Source organism: Pseudomonas sp. GM_Psu_1 (genome assembly GCF_026544185.1).
In the GTDB taxonomy this organism is placed as follows: domain Bacteria; phylum Pseudomonadota; class Gammaproteobacteria; order Pseudomonadales; family Pseudomonadaceae; genus Chryseomonas; species Chryseomonas oryzihabitans.
The window spans coordinates 212,824-237,480 of record NZ_JALNUX010000002.1; the positions used below are offsets into that span (position 1 = coordinate 212,824).

The window sequence follows — 24,657 nt, forward strand, 5'->3', positions numbered from 1 at the left end:
GGGAGAAGGCACCAGGAATCGAGGAGCGAGGCGGCAGGAAGGGGGACGGATTCAAACCAGACGCCGGGTCCCTCCTACCCCTTCATCGTGAAAGCGCTGGGCGATGGCGCAGATCTGCGGTTCGATGGCCAGGAAGGCGTCGAGCACCAGGGGATCGAAGGTGCTGCCGCGCATCTCGCGCATCATCTGCAGCGAGTCTTCGTGGCTGAACGGCTCCTTGTAGCAGCGCCGGCTGATCAGGGCGTCGTAGATATCGGCGACCGCCATGATCCGCCCCGCCAGCGGGATGCCGGTACCGGACAGCCCGTTGGGATAGCCGCTGCCATCCCACTTCTCGTGGTGGGTGCTGGCGATCTCGGCGGCCAGGGCGAGGAAGTTGTCATCCTCCAGGTGGCTGGCGGTGCTGAGGATGATCTGCCGACCGAATTCGGCATGCCGCTGCATCACCTGCATCTCCTCCGGCGTCAGCCGCCCGGGCTTGAGCAGGATGGCATCCGGCACCCCGACCTTGCCGATGTCGTGCAGGGGCGCGGACAGGAACAGCAGCTTGATGTAGTCCGGCGTGAGCAATTCCGGCGCCTGGCCGGCACGGCGCAGCTCCTCGGCGATGGCGCGAACATAGTGCTGGGTGCGCTTGATATGGGCGCCGGTCTCGGGATCCCGGGTTTCGGCCACCGCCGCCATGGACTCGATGGTGACCTGGCGCGAGCGTTCCAGTTGCCGGCGCCAGCGCTCTTCGTGCTGGCGCGCCAGCACGATCCGCGTGACCAGCGCCAGGGCCGTGAGCAGCCCTACCAGCACCAGGGGTGCGGCCAGCGGCAGGAAGACGTCGTGGCGAACGAACAGCCAGGCGCCCAGCAGCTGCGGCAGGACGATCGACGCCGCCGCCAGGAGGACGAAGCGCCGCTGGCTGCGGTTGAAGAAGAAGCCGGCGGACAGCAGCAGACCGCCAAGCAGACACAACGCCAGTTGCAGCACGCCGGAGAATTGCGGGATTCGGACCAGGGCGTCGTCCAGCAGGTCCTGGGTCAGGGCCGCCTGCAGCCTGACGCCGGAAAAGGTCTGCCCCAGCGCCGTGGCGTGCAGGTCGTTGAAGCCTGCAGCCGAGACGCCGACGAAGACCACCTTGCCCTTGAGCGTGGCCGGTGCCACCGCGCCGCTGAGCACCGCCAGGGCCGAGACCTCCGGATAGTGTTCGGCGGCGCCGTGCAGCCGCAGCAGCGCCTGGCCTTCGCGGTCGAGCGGCAGGCGGCGGTCGCCAAGCCGCAGCACCGGACCCGCCAGGCCGGTCTCCACCACGCCCTCGTTCAGCCCCAGGGCGCGCAGGGTGGCGGCCAGCGCCAGACTCGGATGGATGATGCCCTGATAGCTGAGCAGCAGGGGCACGCGCCGCAGGATGCCGTCGCTGTCCCGCTGGCTGTTGATGAAGCCGCTGAAGCGCGTCTGGCTGGCGATGGGGGCCACACTGTCCAGCGCGCCGCTGGCCTTGGGCAGCCTGAGGGCGTCGAGGGCGCCGCTGAAGCCCACCCCTGGCCTTAGCCCGGCAGCGACGGGTTGCTGCAGATCGAGGAAAAAGAAATGGGCGCCGACGGCGCCCGTCTGCCCCATGACGTAACCGAGATAGCCGTCGTTGTCCTGCAACTCCGGCGGCACACCGGAAAAGCTCAGGTGCATGCCGAAGTCATCCTGGAAACTCTGTTGCAGGGCCTTGAGCGAGGTACGGTCCGGCTCGCTGAACAGGACGTCCACGGCGATCGCCGCCGGCTCGGCCTCGGCGATCCGTGAGAGCAGCTGGGCAACCCGATAGCGCGGCCAGGGCCACTGCCCCAGCGCCGCCAGGCTGGCCTCGTCGATGCTGACCACCTGGACGTCGCGGGCGTCCTCGTTGCTGGCCGCCAGGCGGCTGAGCTGGTCGTAGGCCAGGCGATCCAGGTACTGCAGTGGCGTCCATTGCAACAGCGCGGCGAGGCCGAAGGCCAGCGACAGGCCAAGGCTGACCAGGAACATCCAGGGCGCGCGCCGGCGCAGCAGGGTCGCAACGGAATTCATGCCCGCGACCCTAGAGAATCAGGATTTCGACACGCCGATTGCGCGGCTCGGATTTGCCGGGACGGGTCGGTACCAGGGGCACGGTATCGCCGAAGAATTCGACGTTGATGCGCAACTTGGGATCGAGTCGCTGCAGCAGACCGGCCACCTTGCGGGCACGCTGCCCCGAGAGGTCGAGGTTGTAGGAAGGCGCACCCGAGCCGTCCGCATGGCCGAATACCGAAATCTCGGTAGGGATGCGCTGCCGTGCCGTTTCCAGCACCTCGGGCAGCAGCGCTTTGGACTGCGGCGTGAGCTCCATGCTGTCGGAGAGGAAATTGAGGATGAAGGTCTTGGGCGGCGACGGCTGCGCCGCCAGCACCTGACGATGCTGCTGTTCGAAGAGGGGTTGGGCCAACGCCTGGGCCGCGGTCGGCGCCTGACCCGGGCCGGCCACCGTGACCTCGGCGAACCCCTGGTCGATGGCCTGGCGGCCCGCCGGGCTGGTCACCGAGACGGCGCCGACATGCCCATCGGCGTCGGGCATCAGGATCACCCGCGTCTGCGGTGGTGGAGGGCTGGCACAGCCGCCCAGCAGCAGCGTGGACAGCAGCACGCTCAGCAGCAGACGACCAGGGGACGCGACAGCGATCAGGGCAGTCATTGGGCCTGGACCAGGAAGCGGGTGCCGCGCACGCCTATGGTGGCGGTCGGCGTCTCGATCTTGACCGTGTCGGGCGCGACCTTGCCGATCTTGCCGGACGAGTAGATGGCGGAGCCCTTGGTCAGGTACAGCGAGAAGCCGTAACGACTGCTCTTGGGTTCGAAGAGATAGTCACGCAATTGCACGTCGGCGCCGTTGCCCAGGGTGAGCAGGGTACCGTCGAGAAAGACGATGGCCGCGGTGGCGTCCGGGCCGGCCTGCAGGCGATCGGCCACCTGCAGGGTGGTACCGGCCTGGGCGTCCAGGCTGGCGGTCTGGCGCAGCACCTTGACGCTGCCGGAGACGCTCTTGATCAGGGCCACGTGCTCCTCCTCCGCGGCCGTGACCTGCGGGGAACCCAGCAGCTGCAGCCCGAGCAGCGCCAATGCGAACAGTGTTGTCTTCATGCTTTCCTGGTCCCTGGATGGAAAGGCGTGGCCGTCGCTGGGGCGACGGATTGCCGGCAGGACCTCGGATGGCATCTTGAAGCGGCCTGCTGCGCAGCGGTCAGGGCTCCAGACTCGTGAACCCAATCACCTTCTACCAGATAAACAAGCCAAGCGGCACGCAAAGTAGTACGAATGGCACCTGGCCACTACCCATGCCATCACGACCCAGCGAGACGAACGGCACGGGCAGTGGTCTAGTGAGCATCTTTCCCAGGTAACCTTTTCATGCAGATCATTCTGGTGCGTCACGGCAAACCCGATCTTTCCAGCAAGGCTCGCTGCACCCCGCGGGAGATGAAGGACTGGGTCGCGCGCTACCAGAAAGCCCCGGTGCCCGCCGGCCTGGAGCCCGCGGAGACGCGGCGACTGGCCCAGGAAGCGGGCTATGTGGTGAGCAGCCCCCTGGGCCGCTGCGTGCGCTCGCTGGAGTACCTGATGGGGCGTTCCGGCAGCCCGGTCGATGACCGCTATGCCGAAGCCCATCTGCCCTATCTGGAACTGGATGCGCCGCGGCTGCCGGTCAAGGCCTGGCGCCTGCTCTTCAGATCCGCCTGGTTCCTGGGTTTCGCCGCCCACACCGAATCCATCGGCAGCTCCTCGGTGCGTGCCGGCGAGGCGGCCGATCGCCTCATCGAACTGGCCGAACGCCATGGTTCGGTGCTGCTGCTGGGGCACGGCATCATGAACGTGCTGATCGCCTGGCAGTTGCGCAAGCGTGGCTGGCGCGGGCCGCTGCATCTGCTGCTCAAGGACTACTGGAAGCCGAGTATCTATCGCAAGGAGAGGCGTTGAGTTCGATCAGCGGCTCGCCTTGGCGCGGGCCTCTTCCAGCTCACGGCGGGCCTCGGCCAGCTTTCTGCTCCGCACCCGGATCTTGTCGGCGTCGCCCTTGGCCTGGGCGTCGCGCAGATCCCGTTCCCGTTCGGCCACCTCGCGACTGCGGGCCTGGATGACTTCCAGCCGCTGCTGGCGCAGGCCGGTATCGGTGCAGTGCGCCTGCACCGCGTCGAGTGCTCGCCGCAATCCTGTCAGCCGTCCGGCATCGCCTTGCGCCTGAGCCTGGGCGATCTGCCGTTCCAGCGTGAGGCGTTTCGCCGCGCAGCCCCCGTCGGCTACAACTGCCACGCCAGGTAGCAGCAGGCTTGCCGCCACGAGCACTGCCTTGGCTCGGTTTGTCATATGTCTTCCTCCGGGCGTTGAAATCCGCCAGCGCCTGACTCTTCCCGTTCAACCGTCCAGCGACGGTCCGACCAGGGCGGCGAGCTGGTCGTAGACGCCGGGCGCCGCAACCAGCAGCGGATTGCCATTGACCAGGCCGTCGTTGCGCAGGAAGGCGTTGTGACGACCGCCCGCCTCCCGGATCAGGACCAGGCCCGCCAGGCAGTCCCAACCATGGATCAGGGTCTCGTAGTAGCCGATCAGCCGGCCGGCGGCGACGTAAGCGGTCATCAGCGCGCCCGAGCCATTGCGGAAGAACTGCCCCCCCTCGGCCAGCAGGCCGGTCACGAACGGCAGGAAGTGTTCCTTGCCGCGTCTGTGGGTGGTGCCCAGTCCGGTCAGGCCCTGGCGGATCTCGGTGGCCGCATGGACGCGCAGCGGCTGGTCGTTGACGAAGGCGCCGTGCCCGCGCAGGCCATGGAAGAGTTCGTCGTGATTCGGATCCATGATGGCGCCGAGCAAGGGATCGCCCTCGTGCATCAGGCCGATGGACACGCACCAGTTGTGCAGGCCGTTGAGAAAGGGCGCGGTGCCGTCGATGGGATCTATGACCCAGAGGTAGGGCGCGGAGAGGTCGGTGGCACCGCCCTCCTCGCCCAGCAGGCCATCTTCCGGAAAGCGTTCGCTCAGGCGTTGGCGGATGAGGTCCTCCAGCGTCTTGTCGGCGATGCTCACCACGTCCTGCAGGTCGCTGCCCTTGTGGTCCACCTGCAGCGCCGCGCGCCGACGATAGAAGTCGAGGCCGAGCTGCGCCGCCTCCCGGGCGATGTCCTGGACAGCGCGGTAGCGTTCAGCGATGGCGGGGGCGATGGCGGTCATGGACACTCCTGGAACGGGGAAAAGGCGCCAGGGTGCCAGTTCCGCCTGAGGAAAAGAATAGTCGCGAGCCTGGCGCACACCAGGGTTGCAGCGGACCGCTATCAGGCCGCGGCGGCACCCCGGCCACTTTTGGCCGATGTCGGCAAAGGTCCGACTAGAGGCCCCTGGTAATGGCCGTGTCATCTCGGGAGCGCAGGCTGTCGGGTATTGGCAGTCAGGACGGCGAAATGCAGCGGCGGACCGCACCAAATCCGCGCGCGGCCGTCAGAACTAGTGAGAGCTCGTTGTACCGGGAGGACGCCATGACCGCACAAACTTCGCTATTCCACGGCAATGGTCAGCTGCAGCAATTGCGGCGACTGATACCTAGACAGCATTTCGAATGTCTGGAACGCCACCTCGAGTTGCTGTCGCGCGAATTTCCGCTGTTCGATCATCCGCCGCTGAGCATCGACTGCGCCGTCGCCGAAACCCTGGAAAACCTCGGAATCCGCGCCTTCCAGTGGCAGGGCAGTTGCAACCTGCCGCAGCGAATGGCCCTGGGCAGTGCGCTGATGGGCGAGGGATTCATCGCCCAGTCCAGCACCCCCGAATACACCCTCTATCTCAATGCCCGGGGTGAAAAGGTGCTGTTGCGGCAAGAGCCCGCCGCCGGCCAGACCCTGGTCAGCCTGGTGTCGGATTGCCCGCCGCTGTTCGCCTATCTGGCGGCCAAGCACCGCGACGCGGTACCCGTCGCCTAAGTGACGCGCCATCGCCTTGTCAGTCGTGTGATCCGCTCGAAAACAGAATGACGAACAGGATCACAACTGCGCTTTAACGTCGGACTAACCGGGAACCAAATAGGCAGTGGAATGGTAGATTCGCGCTTCGGATCTACCAGGAGACCCAAGGAATGGGAATTCGTATTCTGGCCAGTGTCGTCGTGACCTTTGCCGCCCTCAATGGCGAAGCAGCCTCCCTCCCCGCGATACCCCCGCTCAAGCTGGCGGACCTCACCCTTCAGGTCCCCCTCTTGAGTACCGATGCCATCCCTACCAAAGTTGACGCCCAGCTGCGTGACAGTCGGCAGCCAGTCAATAGCGCCCGGTGGCTGAACGACCATCAGACCTTTGCTCAAGAGCAACGCTGGGTATTCTAGTCCGTTGGATTGATGTCGACGGATGGCTTCCCTTTCGTATGCTTTTTGATACCGCGCGGGGAATGAATCGCTTTTTTGCAGGTCCGTCTGGTTCTACGGGCAGCTCAACTCCTCTGCCCTTTCAACCTGCACGCGGAGCCGTCATGAAACGCCTGTCCTTTCTCCTGTTCGCCGCCCTATCGGCCTGCAGCTCGGCTCCCACCCCGCCCCCGGCCGATCCGTCGCAATTCGGCGGCCGTACCCAGGAACAGCTCCGGCAGAGTTTCGGCGCACCCCAGCGGGTCGCGCAGCTCGATCGCCTGATGGTCTACGAATACCGCAACCTGCGCGCGCCGGGCAGCGCGACGCCGGTCTATTCCTTTCTCATCGAAAACGAGCGGGTGATCGAATCCACCCCCGGAACCTTGCAGCTTTATCGCGAAGACGGCATCACCAAGGTCAAGGCGGAAAGCCTCTAGGCAGAGCCCCTGGCCATGGCGGCGGTCCCGCGCAGCCCTGCAGGGATGTGCAAAAAAATACCGATTTTGGTGTCTTTCAGCATTTGTTTCCCGGGCGGCAACGGGCTGTAATCGGTCCGTGGCTTCCGCTGCAAAGGCCGTCACAGCCGGCCGCGTGGTGGGTTACAACAACAAGAAAAGCGTCTGCTGCAGTTGCACAGGACGCGGAGTGCAAGATGAAAACAACACCAAAAGCGCTTTTATTGTCCGCTGTTACCCTCTCTGCAGGCCTGACCTTCTCGCTGGCCCTCCAGGCCGCCGAAACGGTCACCATCGCCACCGTCAACAACAGCGACATGATCCGCATGCAGCGGCTGTCCAAAACCTTCGAAGACCAGCATCCCGACATCAAGCTCAACTGGGTGGTGCTCGAAGAAAACGTGCTGCGTCAGCGGCTGACGACCGACATCGCCACCCAGGGTGGCCAGTTCGACGTCCTCACCATCGGCATGTACGAGACCGGCCTCTGGGGCGCCCAGAACTGGCTGGAGCCCATGAAGGACCTGCCCGCCAACTACGACCTGGACGACCTCTTCCCGTCGGTTCGCGAAGGCCTGTCGGTCAAGGGCACCCTCTATGCGCTGCCCTTCTATGCCGAAAGCTCCATCACCTACTACCGCAAGGATCTGTTCCAGCAGGCCGGCCTGACCATGCCCGCCCAGCCCACCTGGACCCAGATCGCCGAATTCGCCGGCAAGCTGCACCAGCCGGACAAGGACCAGTACGGTCTGTGCCTGAGAGGCAAGGCCGGCTGGGGCGAGAACATGGCCCTGGTCACCACCATGGCCAACGCCTTCGGCGCGCGCTGGTTCGACGAGAAGTGGCAACCGGAATTCACCGGTCCGGAATGGACCGCGGCGGCCAACTACTACGTCACCAACATGAAGAAGTACGGCCCGCCCGGCGCCTCCAGCAACGGCTTCAACGAAAATCTGGCGCTGTTCAACAGCGGCAAGTGCGCCATCTGGGTCGATGCCAGCGTCGCCGGCTCCTTCACCATGGACAAGAGCCAGAGCAAGGTCGCCGACAGCGTCGGCTTCGCCGGCTCGCCGCGCGAGGTCACCGACAAGGGCTCGTCCTGGCTGTATGCCTGGTCGCTGGGTATCCCCACCTCCTCCAAGCACAAGGACGCCGCCAAGACCTTCGTGACCTGGGCCACCTCCAAGGACTACGCCAAGCTGGTCGCGGACACCGACGGTATCGCCAACGTGCCGCCGGGCACCCGCAAGTCCACCTACAGCCAGGCCTACATGGATGCGGCGCCCTTCGCCAAGGTCTCGCTGGACATGCTGCAGCACGCCGACCCGGCCCATCCCTCGGCCAAGCCGGTGCCCTACGTGGGCATCCAGTACGTGACCATTCCCGAGTTCCAGGCCATCGGCACCTCGGTGGGCAAGCTGTTCGCCGCGGCCCTCACCGGGCAGATGTCGGTCGAGCAGGCCCTGCAGGCGGCGCAGCAGTCCACCGCCCGGGAAATGAAGCGCGCCGGCTATCCCAAGTAGCGCTGGAGCCCGGGGTCCGCACCACGCGGCCCCCGGCCTAGCGGCTTTCCCTGCCTGATCCGTCGCTGGCGTCGCGAGACGCCAGCGCCTCGTCACGGCCCACTGCCTTGCGGAGCATCGCCATGCAGACCTCCACCCTCAAGACGCCCGTCGTCGAATCCCCTGCCGCTCCCGCCCGTCGTCAACGCCGTCGCGCCGGTCCCGGCTGGTTCCTGATCAGTCCTTCGGTGGCCCTGCTGCTGGTGTGGATGCTGGTGCCCCTGGGCATGACCATCTGGTTCTCGCTGATCCGCTACAACCTGCTCTACCCCGGCGAGCACGCCTTCGTCGGCCTGGAAAACTTCGAATACTTCGTCACCGATGCCGGCTTCTGGCCCGGCATGACCAACACCCTGCTGCTGGTGGGCAGCGTGCTGCTGATCAGCGTGGTCTTCGGCGTGCTGATCTCGGCGCTGCTGGAGGCCAGCGAGTTCTTCGGTCGCGGCATCGTCCGCGTCCTGCTGATCTCGCCCTTCTTCATCATGCCCACGGTCAGCGCCCTGATCTGGAAGAACCTGATCTTCCATCCGGTCTCCGGCATCCTCGCCGCGATCTGGAAACTGTTCGGCGCCACCCCGGTGGACTGGCTGGCCACCCACCCGCTGCTGTCGATCATCCTGATCGTGTCCTGGCAGTGGCTGCCCTTCGCCATCCTCATCCTGATGACCGCCATGCAGTCGCTGGATCAGGAGCAGAAGGAAGCGGCCCGCCTGGACGGCGCCGGTCCGGTCGCCATCTTCTGGCACCTGACCCTGCCGCACCTGGCGCGGCCCATCGCCGTGGTGGTGATGATCGAGACGATCTTCCTGCTGTCGGTGTTCGCCGAGATCTACACCACCACCAGTGGCGGTCCGGGCTTCGCCTCCACCAACCTCGCCTACCTGATCTACAACCAGGCCCTGCTGCAGTTCGACGTCGGCCTGGCCTCCGCCGGCGGCCTGATCGCCGTGCTCATCGCCAACATCGCCGCCATCATCCTGGTGCGGATGCTTGGCAAGAACCTGACCCAACAGTGAGGACCCTGACATGCTGACGCTCAAGCAATCCCGGCGCCTGCAGAACCTGCTGCTGGGCCTGCTCGCCTGGCTGGTGGCCCTGGTGCTGTTCTTCCCGATCTTCTGGATGGTGCTGACCAGCTTCAAGACCGAGATCGACGCCTTCGCCACCCCGCCGCAATTCTTCTTCATGCCCACGCTGGAGAACTACCTGACCATCCAGGCGCGCAGCGACTACTTCCACTTCGCGCTGAATTCGGTGGTGATCTCCTTTGGCGCCACCCTGCTCAGTCTGTTGCTGGCGCTGCCGGCGGCCTACTCCATGGCCTTCCACGAGACCCGCAACACCCAGCGCCTACTGTTGTGGATGCTGTCCACCAAGATGCTGCCGGCGGTCGGGGTGCTGGTGCCCATCTACCTGCTGGCCAAGCAGTTCGAACTGCTCGATAGCCGACTGCTGCTGATCGCCGTCTACACCCTGATCAACCTGCCGATCGTGGTCTGGATGGTCTACACCTACTTCAAGGACATCCCCAAGGACATCCTCGAGGCGGCGCGCCTGGATGGCGCCACCACCTACCAGGAAATCGTCCGGGTGCTCTTGCCGATCAGCAAGGGCGGCATCGCCTCGACCATGCTGCTGTCGCTGATCCTCTGCTGGAACGAGGCCTTCTGGTCGCTGAACCTGACCTCGTCCAACGCCGCCCCGCTGACCGCGCTGATCGCCTCCTACTCCAGTCCCCAGGGACTGTTCTGGGCCAAGCTGTCGGCCGTCTCGACGCTGGCCTGCGCACCCATCCTGATCTTTGGCTGGATCAGCCAGAAACAACTCGTCCGCGGCCTGTCGTTCGGCGCGGTGAAATAAGAACAAGAGGACTCCTGTCATGGCCAATCTGAAAATCCGCAGCCTGCGCAAGGGCTTCGACTCGCTGGAAATCATCAAGGGCGTCGACCTCGACATCAACGACCGCGAATTCGTGGTCTTCGTCGGCCCGTCCGGGTGCGGCAAATCCACCCTGCTGCGGCTCATCGCCGGCCTGGAAGAGGTCACCAGCGGCACCCTGGAACTGGACGGTCGCGACATCACCGAGGTGTCGCCGGCCAAGCGCGACTTGGCCATGGTGTTCCAGACCTATGCCCTCTATCCGCACATGAGCGTGCGCAAGAATCTCTCCTTCGCCCTGGACCTGGCCAAGATCGACAAGCAGGAAGTGGAGCGCAAGGTCACCGATGCCGCCCGCATCCTCGAGCTGACGCCGCTGCTGGAGCGCAAGCCGCGCCAACTCTCCGGTGGTCAGCGCCAGCGGGTGGCCATCGGCCGCGCCATCGTCCGCCAGCCGAAGATATTCCTGTTCGACGAACCCCTGTCCAACCTGGACGCCGCCCTGCGCGTGCAGATGCGCCTGGAACTGGCGCGCCTGCACCAGGAATTGCAGGCCACCATGATCTACGTGACCCACGACCAAGTGGAAGCCATGACCCTGGCGACCAAGGTGGTGGTGCTCAACGGCGGCCGCGTCGAGCAGGTCGGCTCGCCCCTGGAGCTCTATCACCATCCGGCCAACCTCTTCGTCGCCGGCTTCCTGGGTACGCCGAAGATGGCCTTCCTCAAGGGCAAGGTGGCGGCCACCGACGCCCAGGGCGTCGAGGTGGAGCTGGCGGCCGGTCCGCGCCTGCACCTGCCGCGCCGCGGCGACGACCTGGCGGTCGGCAGCCCGGTGACCCTGGGCATTCGTCCGGAACACCTGCGCCTTGCCGCCGACGGCCAGTTGCCGGTGATCAGCGATGTGGCCGAGCGCCTGGGCAGTGACACCTATTGCCACATGGTCACCGAGGCCGAAGAGCCGCTGACCGTGCGCGTCCCCGGCGATTGCGCCGTGGCCTACGGCGAACGCCAGCGCCTGGCCCTGGACGTCGACTTCTGCCACCTGTTCGACGAGCAGGGCCGCGCCGTGGCGCCGCTGCTGCGCAAAGCCGCCTGACCCCTCTCCCCTTTCCTGCCCCGTCGGCGCCCTACGCGCGCCCGGGGCACCGCCTTGCAGGATCGCCATCGTGAAACTCAATCGCCAGCACCTCGAACAACTGCCCGACTACATCGCCAAGCCCGGCTACGCCGCCTGCCAGTTGCGCCACGGTATCGTCCACATCGGCGTCGGCGGCTTCCACCGCGCGCACCAGGCCATCTACACCGAGGCCCTGCTGAACCAGGGGCGCGACCTGGACTGGAGCATCTGCGGCGTCGGCCTGCGCGCCGAGGACCGCGCCATGCGTGATGCCCTGGCCGGCCAGGACTATCTCTATACCCAGGTGGTGCTGGCCGACGAACCGGACACCGAGGTGCGCGTCGTCGGTGCCATCAGCGGCATGCTGCTGGCCGAGGACGGCACCCAGACGCTGATCGACAAGCTGGCCCATCCCAGCACCCGCATCGTCTCCCTCACCATCACCGAGGGCGGCTACTGCATGGACGACAGCACCGGCGAATTCAACTTCAAGCTGCCGCTGATCCAGCACGACCTGCAGCATCCGGGCGATCCGCGCAGCGTCTTCGGCTTCCTGCTGGCGGCCCTGGCCAAGCGCCGCGCCGAGGGCACCGGGCCCTTCACCGTGATGTCCTGCGACAACCTCCCCCACAATGGCCAGGTCACCCGCAAGGCCCTGCTGGCCTACGCCGCCTTGGTGGACGAAGAGCTGCACGGCTGGATCGCCGAGCACGTCAGCTTTCCCAACGCCATGGTCGATCGCATCACCCCCATGACCAGCACCGCCCATCGCGCGGCGCTGCTGGCCGAACACGGCGTCGAGGACGCCTGGCCGGTGGTCTGCGAGCCCTTCCTGCAGTGGGTGCTGGAAGACAAGTTCGTCGCCGGCCGTCCGGCCTGGGAGGACGTCGGCGTCCAGTTCACCGATGACGTCACCCCCTACGAGGAAATGAAGATCAAGCTGCTCAACGGCAGCCACCTGGCGCTGACCTACCTGGGCTTCCTCAAGGGCTACCGCTTCGTCCACGAGACCATGGCCGATCCGTTGTTCGTGCGCTACATCCGTACCTACATGGACAAGGACGTGACGCCGCAGCTGGCCCCGGTGCCCGGCATCGATCTCGACCAGTACAAGGACACCCTGATCGAGCGCTTCTCCAATCGCGCCATCGCCGACCAGCTGGAGCGGGTCTGCTCGGACGGTTCGTCGAAGTTTCCCAAATTCACCGTGCCGACCATCAACCGGCTGATCGAGGACGGCAAGGACCTGGATCGCGCCGCCCTGGTGGTGGCCGCCTGGGCGGTCTATCTGCGGGGCGTGGACGAGACCGGGGCGACCTATCGCATTCCCGATCCGCGCGCCAACTACTGCGAAGAGCTGGTGCAGGATCAGAAGAATCTCACCGAGCGCCTGCTGGGCGCCGAGGAAATCTTCGGTAAGCACATCCCGAAATCCGCGGCCTTCGTTGCCGCCTTCGAGCGGCAGCTGTACAACTTGCGTACCCATGGGGTCAGCGCCACCTTGCAGACCCTGCTCGGCGACTAGCCTTGGCAAAAAGCTGCCTGGGCAGCGTCGATGATCAATACGAGCCCAAACAACAACAAGGAGCGGCCAGGCATGAAGTTTCTCGGGATAGACTGCGGCACCCAGGGCACCAAGGCGGTGATCCTGGATGTCGAGCGCGGGGTGGTACTGGGTGAAGGCAGTGCGCCTCACCCCCTGACCGAGGGCGCCAATGGCCGCCGCGAGCAGAATCCGGCAGACTGGATCCGGGCCCTGGTGGCGGCCACCCGCGCCGCCCTGGCGCAGGCCGGCAGCGATGGCCAGGACATCCTCGGCGTCGGCGTCTCCGGCCAGCAACATGGTCTGGTATTGCTCGACGACAGCGGCAAGGTCCTGCGGCCGGCCAAGCTCTGGTGCGACACCGAATCCACCCCGGAAAACCAGCGCCTGCTGGAACACCTGGGTGGCGTGGAAGGCTCCATCGAGCGCCTGGGCCTGGCCATCGCGCCGGGCTACACCGTCTCCAAGCTGCTCTGGACCAAGGAACAGCACCCGGAGGTGTTCGACCAGATCGCCCAGGTGCTGCTGCCCCACGATTACCTGAACTTCTGGCTGACCGGACGCGCCGTGGCCGAATACGGCGACGCCTCGGGCACCGGCTATTTCAATGTGCGGACGCGCCAGTACGATCTGGAGTTGCTGCGCCACATCGACCCCAGTGGGCGCCTGGAGCGCGCCCTGCCGGTGCTGATCGAAGCCGACCAGCCGGTCGGACGGCTGCGGCCGGAGGTCGCCAGCCAACTGGGCATCAATCCCCAGGCGCTGGTCTCCAGCGGCGGCGGCGACAACATGATGGGCGCCCTGGGCACCGGCAACAGCCGCGCCGGCCAGATCACCCTGAGCCTGGGCACCTCGGGCACCCTCTATGGGTATTCCGACGAACCTCGCATCAGCGACCATCCCGCCGTGGCGGGCTTCTGCTCGTCCAACGGCGGCTGGCTGCCGCTGATCTGTACCATGAACCTGACCAATGCCAGCGGCCAGATCCGCGAGTTGCTCGGCCTGGACCTGGCGGAATTCACCCGTCTGGTGGCGGAGTCGCCCATCGGCGCGGAAGGGGTACTGATGCTGCCCTTCCTCAATGGCGAACGGGTACCGGCGCTGCCGACCGCCACCGCCAGCCTGCATGGCCTTACCGCCACCAACCTGACCCGCGCCAATCTGTGCCGGGCGGTGGTCGAGGGGGTGAGCTTCGCCCTGAGATATGGCTTCGATCTGCTGCGCGACCTGGGCATGCCCGGCGACACCCTCAGACTCATCGGCGGCGGCGCCAGGAGCCCGGTGTGGCGGCAGCTGATCGCCGATCTGATGAACACCCCGGTGGTCTGCCCGGTCCACGGCGAAGCCGCGGCCCTGGGGGGCGCCTTGCAGGCCGCCTGGTGCTGGAGTCGCGAGCAGGGCCGCCCGGAGTCGCTCGACAGCCTCACCGAGCGCTGCGTGCACCTGGACCCGGCCAGCCGCGCCGAACCGGACCCGGCGCGGGTCGCCGAGTACGAGGCGGCCTACCAGCGCTATCGGCAGCAACTGCGCGAGAGCTACGGGATCGCCTAGCGGATAGAGGGGGTGGAAAACGCCAGGCGGTTTTCCAACCTGCTGAAATTTGGCAACCAACCCGTCGTAGGGTGGACGCCGGCGCAGCCTTGTCCACCACTAGCCTGATGGCGCGTGGAAAACGCTACGCGGCTTTCCACCCTACCCGATAGGCAGGCGCTCAGCCCTTGCCGATAGGCACGAAGGGCGCGTCCAGCAAGCGGGCGAGGTCCGCCGGGGCCAGGGCCACTTCCAGCCCCCGGCGCCCGGCACTGACATGGATGCTCGGCAACGCCGCCGCGGAGTCGTCGATGAAGGTGCGCAGCCGCTTCTTCTGCCCCAGGGGGCTGATGCCGCCCACCAGGTAGCCGGTGCTGCGCTGGGCCTGGTCGGGTTTGGCCATCTCCAGTTTCTTCACCCCGGCCGCCTGGGCCAGGGCCTTGAGATCCAGGGTGCCGGCGACGGGCACGATGGCCACCAGCAACTCCTGTTTCTCGCTTGCCGCCAGCAGGGTCTTGAACACCGTCTCCGCTGCCAGACCGAGTTTCTCGGCGGCTTCCAGGCCGTAGGAGGCGGCCTTGGGGTCATGGTGGTAGCTCAGCACCTCGTGGGGCACCTGGCTCTTCTTGAGCAGTTCTATCGCCGGGGTCATGCCAGCACTCCTTGGGGATCGGCCACCTCCGCCCGCCCGCGGCCCTGCGCCTTGGCCCGGTAAAGGGCGAAGTCGGCCGCCTGCAGCCAGTGGGCGACATCATCGTAGGCGCGGTCGAAACCGGCGATGCCGCAGCTCAGGCCGACGCGCACATTCTGGCGATCGCCGGGGCCGCCTGCCTGCATGTCGTGCAGACGCTCCTGCAGCCGCCGGATCAGGTCCAGGGCCCGCTCGGGCGAGGTATCGGGCAAGAGGATACCGAATTCATCGCCGCCAAAACGACCGGCGAGATCGCTGGTGCGGATGGTGCGCGCCAGCAGACCGGAAAACTGGCGCAGCATCTCGTCGCCGGCCTGATGGCCGAAGCGGTCGTTGATGAGCTTGAAGTTGTCCAGATCGATCATCACCAGGCTGGCCGCGGCGCCGCTGCGTTTGCAGCGGGCGAATTCTCGCTGCACCAACTGATCCCAGTGGGTTCTGTTGTGCAGCCCGGTCATGCCATCCTGCTTGCTGATCAGCTCCAGCTCCTGCTGGCGCCGCGACAACTGCTGCGCCAGGCGAAAGCTCACCAGGCCCAGCGCCCAGGGATAGGCGACGATCATCGGTAGGCAGGCATAGATCTGTGCGGTGGAGGTCTCGATGGCGACCGGATGGCGCAGCACCACGAGGCCGACCAGGATGCCCGCCAATTGCGCGACCAGCCCTCGGCGCCAGAACGCCAGGCCACCGGCGCCGAGCATGTTGAGACCGGTCATGGCGAGCAGCGTCGCGCTGGGCAGGAGGTTGAAGCCCATGCTCGCCGCCCAGAAGCCGGCCGAGCCGCAGTCCAGTAGCAGATTGCCCAGTTCGGTGCGATAGGGATCGCGCGCACGGACGGCGCGCCAATAGGCCAGCGGCGACCAGAGCAGCGCATTGGCCAGCAGCAGGATCCACAGTCCGATGGACACCGGCTGGGTGAGCTGCACCGAGACGATGCAACTCAGGCTGAGCAACAGACCAATCGCACGGGGTAGCCAGAGCCGCCGGGCAAAATTGCGGCCACGGGTGAGCACATCTGGCATTGACGATCCCCACTGCGACGGACGATGAAAGGTCGCGCATTATCAGTGGACAAGGGCAAAACGCCAGCGACCGCGACCTGAACGTCGTGTTCCGAACCTTACGACGCCCCTAGACACTGCCAGAAGGAAACATCGGGTGACACGCACACCGGACGAACAGCCTTGAACCTCGGCCTGACCGGCCTCATCCAATGGTCAGGCCCGTCAAAAAGAGGAAGCCGCATGCAAGTCCAAGTCAACAGTGACCACAACATCGAAGGCAGCGCCGGTTTGCAGAATTGGGTGGCGTCCGTGGTGGAAGACCGCCTGGATCGCTTCGACGAACTCCTGACTCGCGTCGAGGTGCACCTCAACGACGAGAACGCCGGCAAATCGGGCGCCCAGGACAAGCGGTGCCAGATGGAGGCCCGCATCAAGGGCCATCAGCCGCTTTCGGTGACGCACAAGGCCGAATCCCTGGAACAGGCGGTGGATGGCGCAGCCGACAAGCTGCACCGGGCCATCAGCAACCTCTCCGGCAAGCTGGAAAAGAAGCGGCTGTCGGGCGGTGAACTCAACGACCCCCTGGCCCTGGAAGATTCCGAAGAATTCCAGGACTCGCTGCGGCAGGACGAATTCCTCGAACGGGAGCAACTGGCTCACGATCACCAGTTGAAGTGATGCGCCGTTAGACGCTAGCGTTCAACCGAGGCCGCTCCCTGAGCGGCCTCGCTGTTTTCCACCCCGGCACAAGGAAGCCCCATGCCCTCCCCCTTTCGCGTCGCCCTGATCGGTTACGGCTTCGTCGGTCAGACCTTTCATGGCCCCCTGCTGAGCTCCATCCCCGGGCTCTCCCTGGATCTGGTGGCCTCACGGGATGCCGCACGTGTGCAGGCCGATCTGCCCGGGGTGCGCGTCACCGCGGATTACCTGGCGGCCGTGAGGGATCCGGCCATCCACCTGGTGGTGATCGCCTCACCCAACCAGACCCATGCGCCTCTCGCCAGCGCCGCCCTGGCCGCCGGCAAGCACGTGGTGGTCGACAAGCCCTTTACCGTGACCCTGGCCGAAGCCCGGCAACTGGCCGCGGAAGCCGAACAGGCCGGCCGGTTGCTGTCGGTGTTCCAGAATCGTCGCTGGGACAGCGATTTCCTCGGCTTGCAGGCAGTCCTGGCCAGCGGCGCCCTGGGTGAATTGACCAGCCTGGAATCCCGTATCGAGCGCTTTCGTCCCGAGGTGCGGACGCGCTGGCGCGAAGCCGCGCTGCCCGGCAGTGGCCTCTGGTTCGATCTCGGTCCCCATCTGCTGGATCAGGCGCTCTGCCTGTTCGGCCTGCCCGAGCGCCTGCAGGCGCAGCTGGTGCGGCAACGACCCGGCGCCCTCACTGACGACTGGTTCCAGGTGCAGCTGGACTACGGCGCTCGCCAGGTGACCCTGAGAGCCGGGATGCTGGCTGCCGGCGGTGTGCCACGCTTTCTTGCCCAGGGCACCGCGGCCAGCTGGATCAAGCAAGGCGCGGATCGTCAGGAGGACGCGCTCAAGGCCGGCGTGCGCCCCGGTGGTTCCGACTGGGGCCAGGATCCGGATCCGGGCTGGCTGATCGACGCCAGCGGCGAGCGCCAGGCCCTGCCGACGCCGGCGGGCGATCACCGTCGCTACTACCTCGCCCTGGTCGAAGCCCTCGCCGGTCGCGCCGGCAATCCCGTCAGCCCGGCCCAGGCTTGCGCCCTCATGGCCCTGCTGGAGGCGGCGCAGCGTTCCTCGGCGGAAGGTCGGGCGCTGATGCCCGAACTCAGCGCGGCGGAACGCGCGGCCTACTGACCGGCCACCCACTGCGGGCGCCGTCCGGCCAGGCGCTCGCCCAGCTGGCGCAGGGTGCGCGACAGGCGGCGCTCGATCCACTCGTAGCTGGCCCAGGCCAGCAGCAGGATCACCGGCAGGCAGACCATCAGGGTCTGGTAGGGACTGAATCCCCACTGCTGGTGCAGCCAGTAGTCGCCCAGCCAGAGCACGATCACGTGCACCAGATAGACCGAATAGGACCAGTCCCCCAGCGCCTTGCACAGCCGCGAGCCGGCGAACCAGGGTTCGAGGATCACGCAGGCGCCGACCAGTACCGCACTGGGCACGCCCCAGGTCAGCAGGCGCCAGGGATGATCGGCGGGAAAAGCCACCAGGCAGGTCAGTGCCGCCAGGGCCGTCACCAGGGCCAGGGGTTTGGGGCCGCGCAGGGCGCCACGGCGATAGAGCGCCGCCAGGCTCACGCCCAGCAGGAATTCGAAGATGATCGGATTGCGATAGAAGCTGCTGACAAAGGACTCGCGGGCCAGCACCAGGCTGACCAGGATCACCAGCAGGCTGACCATCCCGATGCGCCAGCGCTCGGCCACGCCGAAGGACAGGGCGAACAGCAGGTAGAACAGCATCTCGAAGTTGAGCGTCCAGCCCACCGGCAGGATCGGATAGTGGCCGAAGCCCGCCGGATTCTCGCTGGGAATGAAGAACAGCGAAAGCAGCAGTTCGCGCGCGGCGACGCCATAGATGGGCATCACGTCGCTGGCGAGATAGAGGATCAGCGCCGTCACCGCGGTGTACAGCCAGTAGGCCGGGACGATGCGGGCGATGCGATGCCAGAGGAAGGTACTGCGCCTGAGCGGTCGGCCCGCGGTGGACAGGTGGATCACGAAGCCGCTGAGCACGAAGAAGATATCGACCCCGACCTGTCCCCGGGTGGAGAGCAGATGGCCACCGAGGCTGTCGGCGTGGAAATCGAAGAACACCTGCATGAAGTGATGAAAGACCACCAGCCAGGCGGCCAGGGCCCTGAGAGCCTGCAGTGAAACCAGCATCGTAGAACCTTTCCCTCCTCGTCCCGCCAGGCAAGACCCAGCGCTGCGCCGTCATTGTGGACGGCACGGGCTGCTGGGGCGTTCGTGGGAAAAGGCTGGATTGCGCCGGTTCACAGGCTGAACGGCTCGATGCCCGACCCGTTCAGCGGCAGTTCAGGCGGCTGACCTCATTGCAGGCTGAACCGCCAGGCGCGATGGATCTTGGGATTGCGCGCGAAATCCGGATCCAGGGTGCTGGCGCTGATCTCTTCGACGCGATAGCGCTCGGCGAGACTCGCATCCAGTTCGAACTTGCGGAAGTTGTTGGAGAAATACAGCACGCCGTTGCGACTCAGGTGGGCCATGGCCGAGTCGAGCAGGGCGACGTGATCGCGCTGGACGTCGAACACCCCTTCCAGGCGCTTGGAGTTGGAGAAGGTCGGCGGGTCGACGAAGATCAGATCGTATTCGCCGCGATCGTTTTCCAGCCAGTGCAGGACATCGCCCTGTTCCAGGCGGTGCCGCTCGGAAAAGCCGTTGAGCGCCAGGTTGCGCCGGGCCCAGTCCAGGTAGGTGCGCGAGAGGTCGACGCTGGTGGTGCTGCGTGCCCCGCCCACTGCCGCCTGCACCGTGGCGGCGCCGGTGTAGCAGAACAGATTGAGGAAACGCTTGCCTTGGGCTTCCTGGCGCAGCCGCAGACGCAGCGGACGGTGATCCAGGAACAGCCCGGTATCCAGGTAGTCGGTGAGGTTGACCAGCAGCTTGGCGCCCGCTTCCTCCACCTGCAGGAATTCACCCTGGGCGGCCTGGCGTTCGTACTGCTTGGTGCCGCTCTGCCGCTCACGGCGCTTGACCACCACCAGTGACGGATCGATGTTCAACGCCTGGGGAATGGCGGCCAGGGCGTCGAGCAGGCGCGCCTGGGCCTTGTCCGGGTCGATGGAGCGCGGCGGTGCGTATTCCTGCACGTGCACGCGATCGCCATAGAGATCCACCGCCACCGCGTACTCGGGCATGTCGGCGTCATACAGGCGATAGCACTGCACGCCCTGGCTGCGGGCCCACTTGCCGAGCTGCTTGAGATTCTTCTGCAGCCGATTGGCGAACATCTGCCCGCCTTCGCTGAGCTTGGCCGGCTCCGCCGCCTGGGCATTGGCCGGGCGTTCGCCACTGCGACTGCCGGTGACGAACTGGCGGGTCTCCACCTCGAACATCAGCAGCTTGCAGGGCAAGGCGCCATTCCAGAAGGCGTATTGCTTGTGACTGCGGATGCCCATGCGCTTGCCCAGCTCGGGCGCGCCGGTAAAGACCCCTGCGCGCCAGCCCAGGCAGGCCTGGCGCAGGCGCTCGCCAAGATTCTGGTAGAGGTACAGCAGGCTGGCTTCGTCGCCCAGGCGCTCGCCATAGGGCGGGTTGCAGATCACCAGGCCGGTCTGGCCCTTGTCCGGACGCGGCTCGAAGCTGGCGACCTCGCCCTGGTAGACCTTGATCCACTCGGACAGCCCTGCCCGCTCGATGTTGTTGCGCGCCGGCTGGATCAGCCGCGGATCGGCTTCGTAGCCGCGAATCCAGGCCGGCGTCCTGGCCAGGCCCGCAGTGGCTCGCGCTTCAGCCTCCTGGTGCAGTTGCTGCCAGAGGGCGGGCACATGGCCCAGCCAGCCGGAAAAGCCCCAGCGCTCGCGACGCAGGTTGGGGGCGATGTCCGCCGCCATCAAGCCGGCTTCGACCAGGAAGGTGCCCACCCCGCACATGGGGTCGGCCAGGGCGCCACCGGCCGCGGCCAGGGCCGGCCAGCCCGCACGGATCAGCACCGCGGCCGCCAGGTTTTCCTTGAGCGGCGCCGCGCCCTGCTGCAGGCGATAACCGCGCTGGTGCAGGCTCTGACCGGAGAGATCCAGCGAGAGGATGGCCTGGCCGCGCTCCAGGTGCAGGTGGACGCGCAGATCCGGAGCAACCTTGTCCACCGTGGGCCGCTGCCCGGTGCGCTCGCGCAGGCGGTCGACGATGGCGTCCTTGACCTTGAGGGCACCGAAATGGGTGTTGTCGATGCCCGCGCCCTGGCCGCTGAAGCCCACCGCCAGGGTGCCGGTGGGCGCCAGGTGTTCTTCCCATTCCACCCCGTGCACGCCCAGGTACAGCCCCTGGGGGTCTTCCACCGGGAAGCGCGCCAGCACCAGCAGCACCCGGTTGGCCAGGCGCGACCAGAGGCACAGGCGGTAGGCATCCGCGAGACTGGCCTCGCCGCGCACCGCCGCGGTCTGGCTGCGGGCCTCCTGCAAGCCGAGGCCCTGGGCCTCTTCCAGCAGCAGGGTCTCGAGTCCCTTGGGACAGGTGAGGATGAGTTGTTGCATCGCGGACATCGTTGAATCCATAGGTTAGCGCAAGGAACTTTCTGCCTTTGGTCGGATTGACCGATGAGGACAGCCCCTTGCGTGAAAGTTTGACTGCGTCTCAACAAGCCGCAGTGACGGCATTCCAGCGGCGGTTTATCGCCATTTCATTTCGATTTGATTACGGCTTATAGCTAAAAGGTCGTTCCCAGCCAAAGCGCCATTGGTTAGTAATTGACCACCCGCAGCGCGAAGGTGCGGGGCGGATGTCAGGACGCCGGCTCTGGCATCCAGGCCTGCAACGGGCCATGGACAATCTGCAAGTCAACCTACGAGGGCACTACCCTATGAGAAGACTCAAGCGTGATCCAATGGAACGAGCTTTCCAGCGTGGTTATCAGCACGGCATCGTGGGCAAATCGCGGGACCTCTGCCCCTTCACCCAGGACGCCGTCCGGCAGGCCTGGCTCAATGGCTGGCGTGAGGGCCGTAGCGACCAATGGGACGGCTACGTAGGCACCGCCGGTCTTCAACGCATGAATCAACTTCAAGCCGTAGGCTAATTCGATTTCACTAGCGGAAGCCCAGGGCTTCCCATAGCGTTCTGGTTGTTTTCCAGTCAGATCCTCTCCCAGGATCAGGGACCCGGTCCCACGGGGGCTCCCAGCGAGCCCCCTCCCCCTCAGGGGCGCGCTGCTGCAATGGCATCCACGGCTTCGCGGATCAAGGCCGGTCCGCGATAGATGAAGCCGCTGTAGAGCTGCACCAGACTGGCACCCGCCGCGATCTTCTCCGCCGCATCCTCGCCCGACAGGATCCCGCCCGCCGCGATGATCGGCAGCCGACCACCCAGCTCACCAGCCAGCACCCGCACCACATGGGTGCTCTTCTCGCGTACCGGGGCGCCCGACAGGCCGCCGGCCTCGGCGGCATAGGGCAGATTCTCCACCCCTTCCCGGCCCAGGGTGGTGTTGGTGGCGATGATGGCGTCCATCCCGGCATCGCGAATCGCCTGGGCGGTCAGCACGATCTCTTCATCGGTCAGGTCCGGGGCGATCTTGATGGCGATGGGCACGCGGCGGCCGTGCTGGACCGCCAGGTCTTCCTGGCGCTGGCGCAGGGCTTCCAGCAGGCTCTTGAGCGCGTCGCCGAATTGCAGGCTGCGCAGGCCGGGCGTATTGGGCGAGCTGACGTTCACCGTGATGTAGCTGGCATGGGCATAGACCCGGTCCAGGCCAATCAGGTAGTCCTCCACCGCCCGCTCCACCGGAGTAGTGGCATTCTTGCCGATGTTGATCCCCAGTACGCCCCGGAAGCGTGCGGCCTTGACCCGCTCGATCAGCGCATCCACGCCCGCATTGTTGAAACCCATGCGATTGATGATGGCGTCGGCCTGCTCCAGGCGGAACAGCCGCGGCTTGGGATTGCCCGGCTGCGGCCGCGGCGTCACGGTACCGATCTCGATGAAGCCGAAACCCAGGCCGGCGAAGCCGTCGATGGCGGCGCCGTTCTTGTCGAGTCCGGCGGCCAGGCCCACCGGATTGGGAAACTCCAGGCCCATGACCTGGACCGGTAGCCGACCCGGCCGCCGGCCGAGCCCGGTCAGGCCCAGACGACCCGCGGCACCGATCAGGTCCAGCGCCAGATCGTGCGATCCTTCGGGAGACATTTTGAAGAGCAGAGGACGGAGCGCGTCGTACATGGCGGACTCACAGGCGATTCGGAAAGCGCGCATTATACAGGCTTGCCACCGGCCATACGTCGCTCGCTCCGGAGGCGAACGGTCACTCGCACAAAAGATCCTACCTTTCGGGAATCATTTGACGATAGCGCGGTCTTTGCCACGCTAGACTCGGTCGTGCAGTTCCTATCCGCCCTGGAGACCTCATGAGCAACAGTGCCAACCTCCTGGGCAGCCCCTGGTCTTCGCTGGCCTTGCATCTGCATCCCTCCCTGGCCAGCCGCCGGATCCAGCGTTGCCTGGAACGCCTGGCCGACGCCTTCGTCCCCTTGCCCGCGCCTACCGACAGCCTTTGGTGGGATGAAGGCCATCCGCTGCACCTGTTGCTCGGCTTGCCCCGCGCCGCCCTGTCCGGACCGACCCAGGAGATCAAGGGCCACGCCCATGCCCTGCTCAGTCAGTTGGTGGTCGCCGATACGCTGCAAGCCGCCGCCCTCGACCTGCGCGCCATCGATGGCCTCTGCCAGCGCCTCGGCGACAGCACGCTCGATACGGCGATACAGCTGGAGGAACTGGCCGCCCTGCCCGCGGCGCGCGAGCAGGTGCGGATCATCGGCTATCGGGATTTCCAGGCGGCGCTCTATCGCACCTTGCCGAATCTGTCTGCGGAACAGCCCCTGCGTCTGCGCCAGGCCAGCTGGCGAGGTACCCGACTGTTCCTGGAAAACGATACGGCCACCACCCTCGCCTTCGCCAGCATCATCGCCTACGCCCGCATCCGCGGGATCGCCGTGGAGGTGCCGGCGCAGATCCAGTGCCTGCGCCTGGATCCGGCGGCCATCGACCGCCTGCAGGAGGCTTTCGCAGTCTATGCCCTGCCCAATGCGGTCTGGAACCACCCCGACTTCATTCAGGTGCTGCTGGGCCTGAAGCTCGACTATGCGCGCCTGCCACTGCCCGCCCCGGGCCAGGATCTGGAGTGGCTGCTGCTGCCCAGCGAGGTGGCGAGCACCCGGGTCCTCAGCGAGATTCTCGAACGCCTGGGCGCTGCCGAGGTGATCGGCTACCTGCAGGCGCTCTAGAGACCGCTCAGGGGGCGGCTACCGCCGGCGCATGTCGCTGCCCCGCCGCCAGAAAGACCTCGAAGGCCAGCCGCTGGCCGGCCAGCATCGCCGGATGCAGGCGCGCATCGCTGCCCGCCTCGTCCAGACGCTGCAGAAAGCCTGGCCAGGCGCCCTTGGGCGGCACGTGGCCCAGATAGGCCCGGGCGTCGCGCACCGCCTCGTCGGGACTCTCGCCGGCATGGCGATCCAGCATTCGCGACCCCAGCCGAGACCCTTCGAGGACATAGGCCACCCCCCAGCACTCGCCTTCGTCGAGCAGGCGCTCGAGGACGACGGGTTCGGGCTGCTCGGCGGCCAGGCGCTGCAGATCCTCTGCCAGCACCCCGGTGCGGCGGCGCTCCGCCCAGTCGGGCAGCAGGCGCTGGATGCCGGATCGCTCCAGCAGGTCTTCCAGACCGATCAGGGCCTGGGCATGGGCCTGTAGAAAGGCGGTGTAATGCAGCCGGGTCTGCAGCGCATAGCGGCCAAAGGTCGCATCGACCTGCTCGTGCAGGGCACCGCCCTCGGCGCGCAACATTTCACGGATGGAGGACAC

25 protein-coding genes are annotated in these 24,657 nt (G+C 66.3%); 14 read left to right on the forward strand and 11 right to left on the reverse strand.

Going from position 1 to position 24,657, the window contains the following annotated elements:
* Positions 1-51: 51 nt before the first annotated feature.
* Genes OXS31_RS03710 through OXS31_RS03720 form a run of 3 tightly spaced genes read right to left on the reverse strand, consistent with a single transcriptional unit; the run spans position 52 to position 3,138 of the window.
* A complete protein-coding gene (locus tag OXS31_RS03710; RefSeq protein ID WP_267397984.1) occupies positions 52-2,049 on the reverse strand; it encodes a CHASE2 domain-containing protein in 1,998 nt (665 codons plus the stop codon).
* A gap of 10 nt (positions 2,050-2,059) precedes the next feature.
* Positions 2,060-2,692, reverse strand: a complete 633-nt coding sequence (locus OXS31_RS03715) for an OmpA family protein (RefSeq protein ID WP_267397985.1) — start codon at positions 2,690-2,692, stop codon at positions 2,060-2,062.
* Complete coding sequence (locus tag OXS31_RS03720; RefSeq protein ID WP_007159271.1) at positions 2,689-3,138, reverse strand: FecR domain-containing protein; 450 nt, start codon at positions 3,136-3,138, stop codon at positions 2,689-2,691. Before OXS31_RS03720 ends, OXS31_RS03715 begins: the two co-directional genes overlap by 4 nt.
* A gap of 267 nt (positions 3,139-3,405) precedes the next feature.
* Between OXS31_RS03720 and OXS31_RS03725 the strand changes: the two genes are divergently transcribed.
* Complete coding sequence (locus OXS31_RS03725) at positions 3,406-3,972, forward strand: histidine phosphatase family protein (protein WP_267397986.1); 567 nt, start codon at positions 3,406-3,408, stop codon at positions 3,970-3,972.
* Between the two features lie 6 nt (positions 3,973-3,978).
* On the opposite strand, the gene OXS31_RS03730 is transcribed toward OXS31_RS03725, so the two are convergent.
* Both OXS31_RS03730 and OXS31_RS03735 read right to left on the reverse strand, forming a co-directional pair.
* Positions 3,979-4,359 carry a DUF1090 domain-containing protein gene (locus OXS31_RS03730; protein ID WP_115946017.1) on the reverse strand — a complete coding sequence of 127 codons (381 nt, stop codon included), beginning with the start codon at positions 4,357-4,359 and terminating at the stop codon, positions 3,979-3,981.
* 48 nt (positions 4,360-4,407) lie between these two features.
* Positions 4,408-5,217 (reverse strand): inositol monophosphatase, encoded by an 810-nt coding sequence (locus tag OXS31_RS03735; RefSeq protein ID WP_115946015.1) that lies wholly within the window; start codon positions 5,215-5,217, stop codon positions 4,408-4,410.
* Between the two features lie 302 nt (positions 5,218-5,519).
* On the opposite strand from OXS31_RS03735, the gene OXS31_RS03740 reads away from it, so the two are divergent.
* The 9 genes from OXS31_RS03740 to xylB all read left to right on the forward strand — a co-directional run bounded on the left by OXS31_RS03740 (position 5,520) and on the right by xylB (position 14,488).
* On the forward strand, positions 5,520-5,960 hold the full coding sequence (locus OXS31_RS03740; RefSeq protein ID WP_027596968.1) for a hypothetical protein: 441 nt from the start codon (positions 5,520-5,522) through the stop codon (positions 5,958-5,960).
* 152 nt (positions 5,961-6,112) lie between these two features.
* Positions 6,113-6,358 carry a hypothetical protein gene (locus OXS31_RS03745; RefSeq protein ID WP_027596969.1) on the forward strand — a complete coding sequence of 82 codons (246 nt, stop codon included), beginning with the start codon at positions 6,113-6,115 and terminating at the stop codon, positions 6,356-6,358.
* A gap of 143 nt (positions 6,359-6,501) precedes the next feature.
* On the forward strand, positions 6,502-6,816 hold the full coding sequence (locus tag OXS31_RS03750) for a hypothetical protein (RefSeq protein ID WP_027602668.1): 315 nt from the start codon (positions 6,502-6,504) through the stop codon (positions 6,814-6,816).
* A gap of 215 nt (positions 6,817-7,031) precedes the next feature.
* A complete protein-coding gene (locus tag OXS31_RS03755) occupies positions 7,032-8,357 on the forward strand; it encodes a sugar ABC transporter substrate-binding protein (RefSeq protein WP_027602667.1) in 1,326 nt (441 codons plus the stop codon).
* 122 nt (positions 8,358-8,479) lie between these two features.
* Positions 8,480-9,412, forward strand: a complete 933-nt coding sequence (locus tag OXS31_RS03760) for a sugar ABC transporter permease (protein WP_007159280.1) — start codon at positions 8,480-8,482, stop codon at positions 9,410-9,412.
* Between the two features lie 10 nt (positions 9,413-9,422).
* A complete protein-coding gene (locus OXS31_RS03765; protein WP_267397988.1) occupies positions 9,423-10,256 on the forward strand; it encodes a carbohydrate ABC transporter permease in 834 nt (277 codons plus the stop codon).
* 19 nt (positions 10,257-10,275) lie between these two features.
* Positions 10,276-11,373 (forward strand): sn-glycerol-3-phosphate ABC transporter ATP-binding protein UgpC, encoded by a 1,098-nt coding sequence (ugpC, locus tag OXS31_RS03770; protein WP_007159282.1) that lies wholly within the window; start codon positions 10,276-10,278, stop codon positions 11,371-11,373.
* Positions 11,374-11,443: 70 nt separating this feature from the next.
* A complete protein-coding gene (locus OXS31_RS03775) occupies positions 11,444-12,919 on the forward strand; it encodes a mannitol dehydrogenase family protein (protein ID WP_267397990.1) in 1,476 nt (491 codons plus the stop codon).
* 72 nt (positions 12,920-12,991) lie between these two features.
* Positions 12,992-14,488: a xylulokinase gene (gene xylB / locus OXS31_RS03780; protein ID WP_042135897.1), complete on the forward strand. Its 1,497-nt coding sequence runs from the start codon at positions 12,992-12,994 to the stop codon at positions 14,486-14,488.
* 160 nt (positions 14,489-14,648) lie between these two features.
* Here the strand turns inward: xylB and ybaK are convergent, their stop codons facing one another.
* Together ybaK and OXS31_RS03790 are read right to left on the reverse strand one after the other, a co-directional pair.
* Positions 14,649-15,119, reverse strand: a complete 471-nt coding sequence (gene ybaK / locus OXS31_RS03785) for a Cys-tRNA(Pro) deacylase (protein WP_027596974.1) — start codon at positions 15,117-15,119, stop codon at positions 14,649-14,651.
* Positions 15,116-16,180, reverse strand: coding sequence for a diguanylate cyclase (locus tag OXS31_RS03790; protein ID WP_267397994.1), 1,065 nt, complete (start codon positions 16,178-16,180; stop codon positions 15,116-15,118). The genes ybaK and OXS31_RS03790 overlap by 4 nt, the downstream gene beginning before the upstream one ends.
* A 222-nt stretch (positions 16,181-16,402) precedes the next feature.
* Between OXS31_RS03790 and OXS31_RS03795 the strand changes: the two genes are divergently transcribed.
* Together OXS31_RS03795 and OXS31_RS03800 are read left to right on the forward strand one after the other, a co-directional pair.
* Positions 16,403-16,840 carry an HPF/RaiA family ribosome-associated protein gene (locus OXS31_RS03795; protein WP_007159287.1) on the forward strand — a complete coding sequence of 146 codons (438 nt, stop codon included), beginning with the start codon at positions 16,403-16,405 and terminating at the stop codon, positions 16,838-16,840.
* Between the two features lie 81 nt (positions 16,841-16,921).
* Positions 16,922-17,980, forward strand: coding sequence for an oxidoreductase (locus OXS31_RS03800; protein ID WP_267397996.1), 1,059 nt, complete (start codon positions 16,922-16,924; stop codon positions 17,978-17,980).
* On the opposite strand, the gene OXS31_RS03805 is transcribed toward OXS31_RS03800, so the two are convergent.
* Together OXS31_RS03805 and rlmKL are read right to left on the reverse strand one after the other, a co-directional pair.
* The gene (locus tag OXS31_RS03805) at positions 17,974-19,008 is read right to left on the reverse strand and encodes an acyltransferase (RefSeq protein ID WP_267397998.1); all 1,035 of its coding nucleotides are present in this window, start codon (positions 19,006-19,008) and stop codon (positions 17,974-17,976) included. The genes OXS31_RS03800 and OXS31_RS03805 overlap by 7 nt on opposite strands.
* Before the next feature lie 167 nt (positions 19,009-19,175).
* A complete protein-coding gene (rlmKL, locus tag OXS31_RS03810; RefSeq protein ID WP_044342384.1) occupies positions 19,176-21,347 on the reverse strand; it encodes a bifunctional 23S rRNA (guanine(2069)-N(7))-methyltransferase RlmK/23S rRNA (guanine(2445)-N(2))-methyltransferase RlmL in 2,172 nt (723 codons plus the stop codon).
* A 317-nt stretch (positions 21,348-21,664) separates the two neighbouring features.
* Between rlmKL and rmf the strand changes: the two genes are divergently transcribed.
* Positions 21,665-21,880 (forward strand): ribosome modulation factor, encoded by a 216-nt coding sequence (rmf, locus tag OXS31_RS03815; protein ID WP_007159291.1) that lies wholly within the window; start codon positions 21,665-21,667, stop codon positions 21,878-21,880.
* A gap of 119 nt (positions 21,881-21,999) precedes the next feature.
* Here rmf and OXS31_RS03820 read toward each other — a convergent pair whose 3' ends face one another.
* The gene (locus OXS31_RS03820; RefSeq protein WP_115945975.1) at positions 22,000-23,019 is read right to left on the reverse strand and encodes a quinone-dependent dihydroorotate dehydrogenase; all 1,020 of its coding nucleotides are present in this window, start codon (positions 23,017-23,019) and stop codon (positions 22,000-22,002) included.
* Positions 23,020-23,204: 185 nt separating this feature from the next.
* Here OXS31_RS03820 and OXS31_RS03825 point away from each other — a divergent pair, with 185 nt between their 5' ends.
* Positions 23,205-24,080 carry a hypothetical protein gene (locus tag OXS31_RS03825; RefSeq protein ID WP_267398002.1) on the forward strand — a complete coding sequence of 292 codons (876 nt, stop codon included), beginning with the start codon at positions 23,205-23,207 and terminating at the stop codon, positions 24,078-24,080.
* Positions 24,081-24,087: 7 nt separating this feature from the next.
* Here OXS31_RS03825 and OXS31_RS03830 read toward each other — a convergent pair whose 3' ends face one another.
* On the reverse strand, positions 24,088-24,657 hold the full coding sequence (locus OXS31_RS03830) for a biliverdin-producing heme oxygenase (RefSeq protein WP_169854106.1): 570 nt from the start codon (positions 24,655-24,657) through the stop codon (positions 24,088-24,090).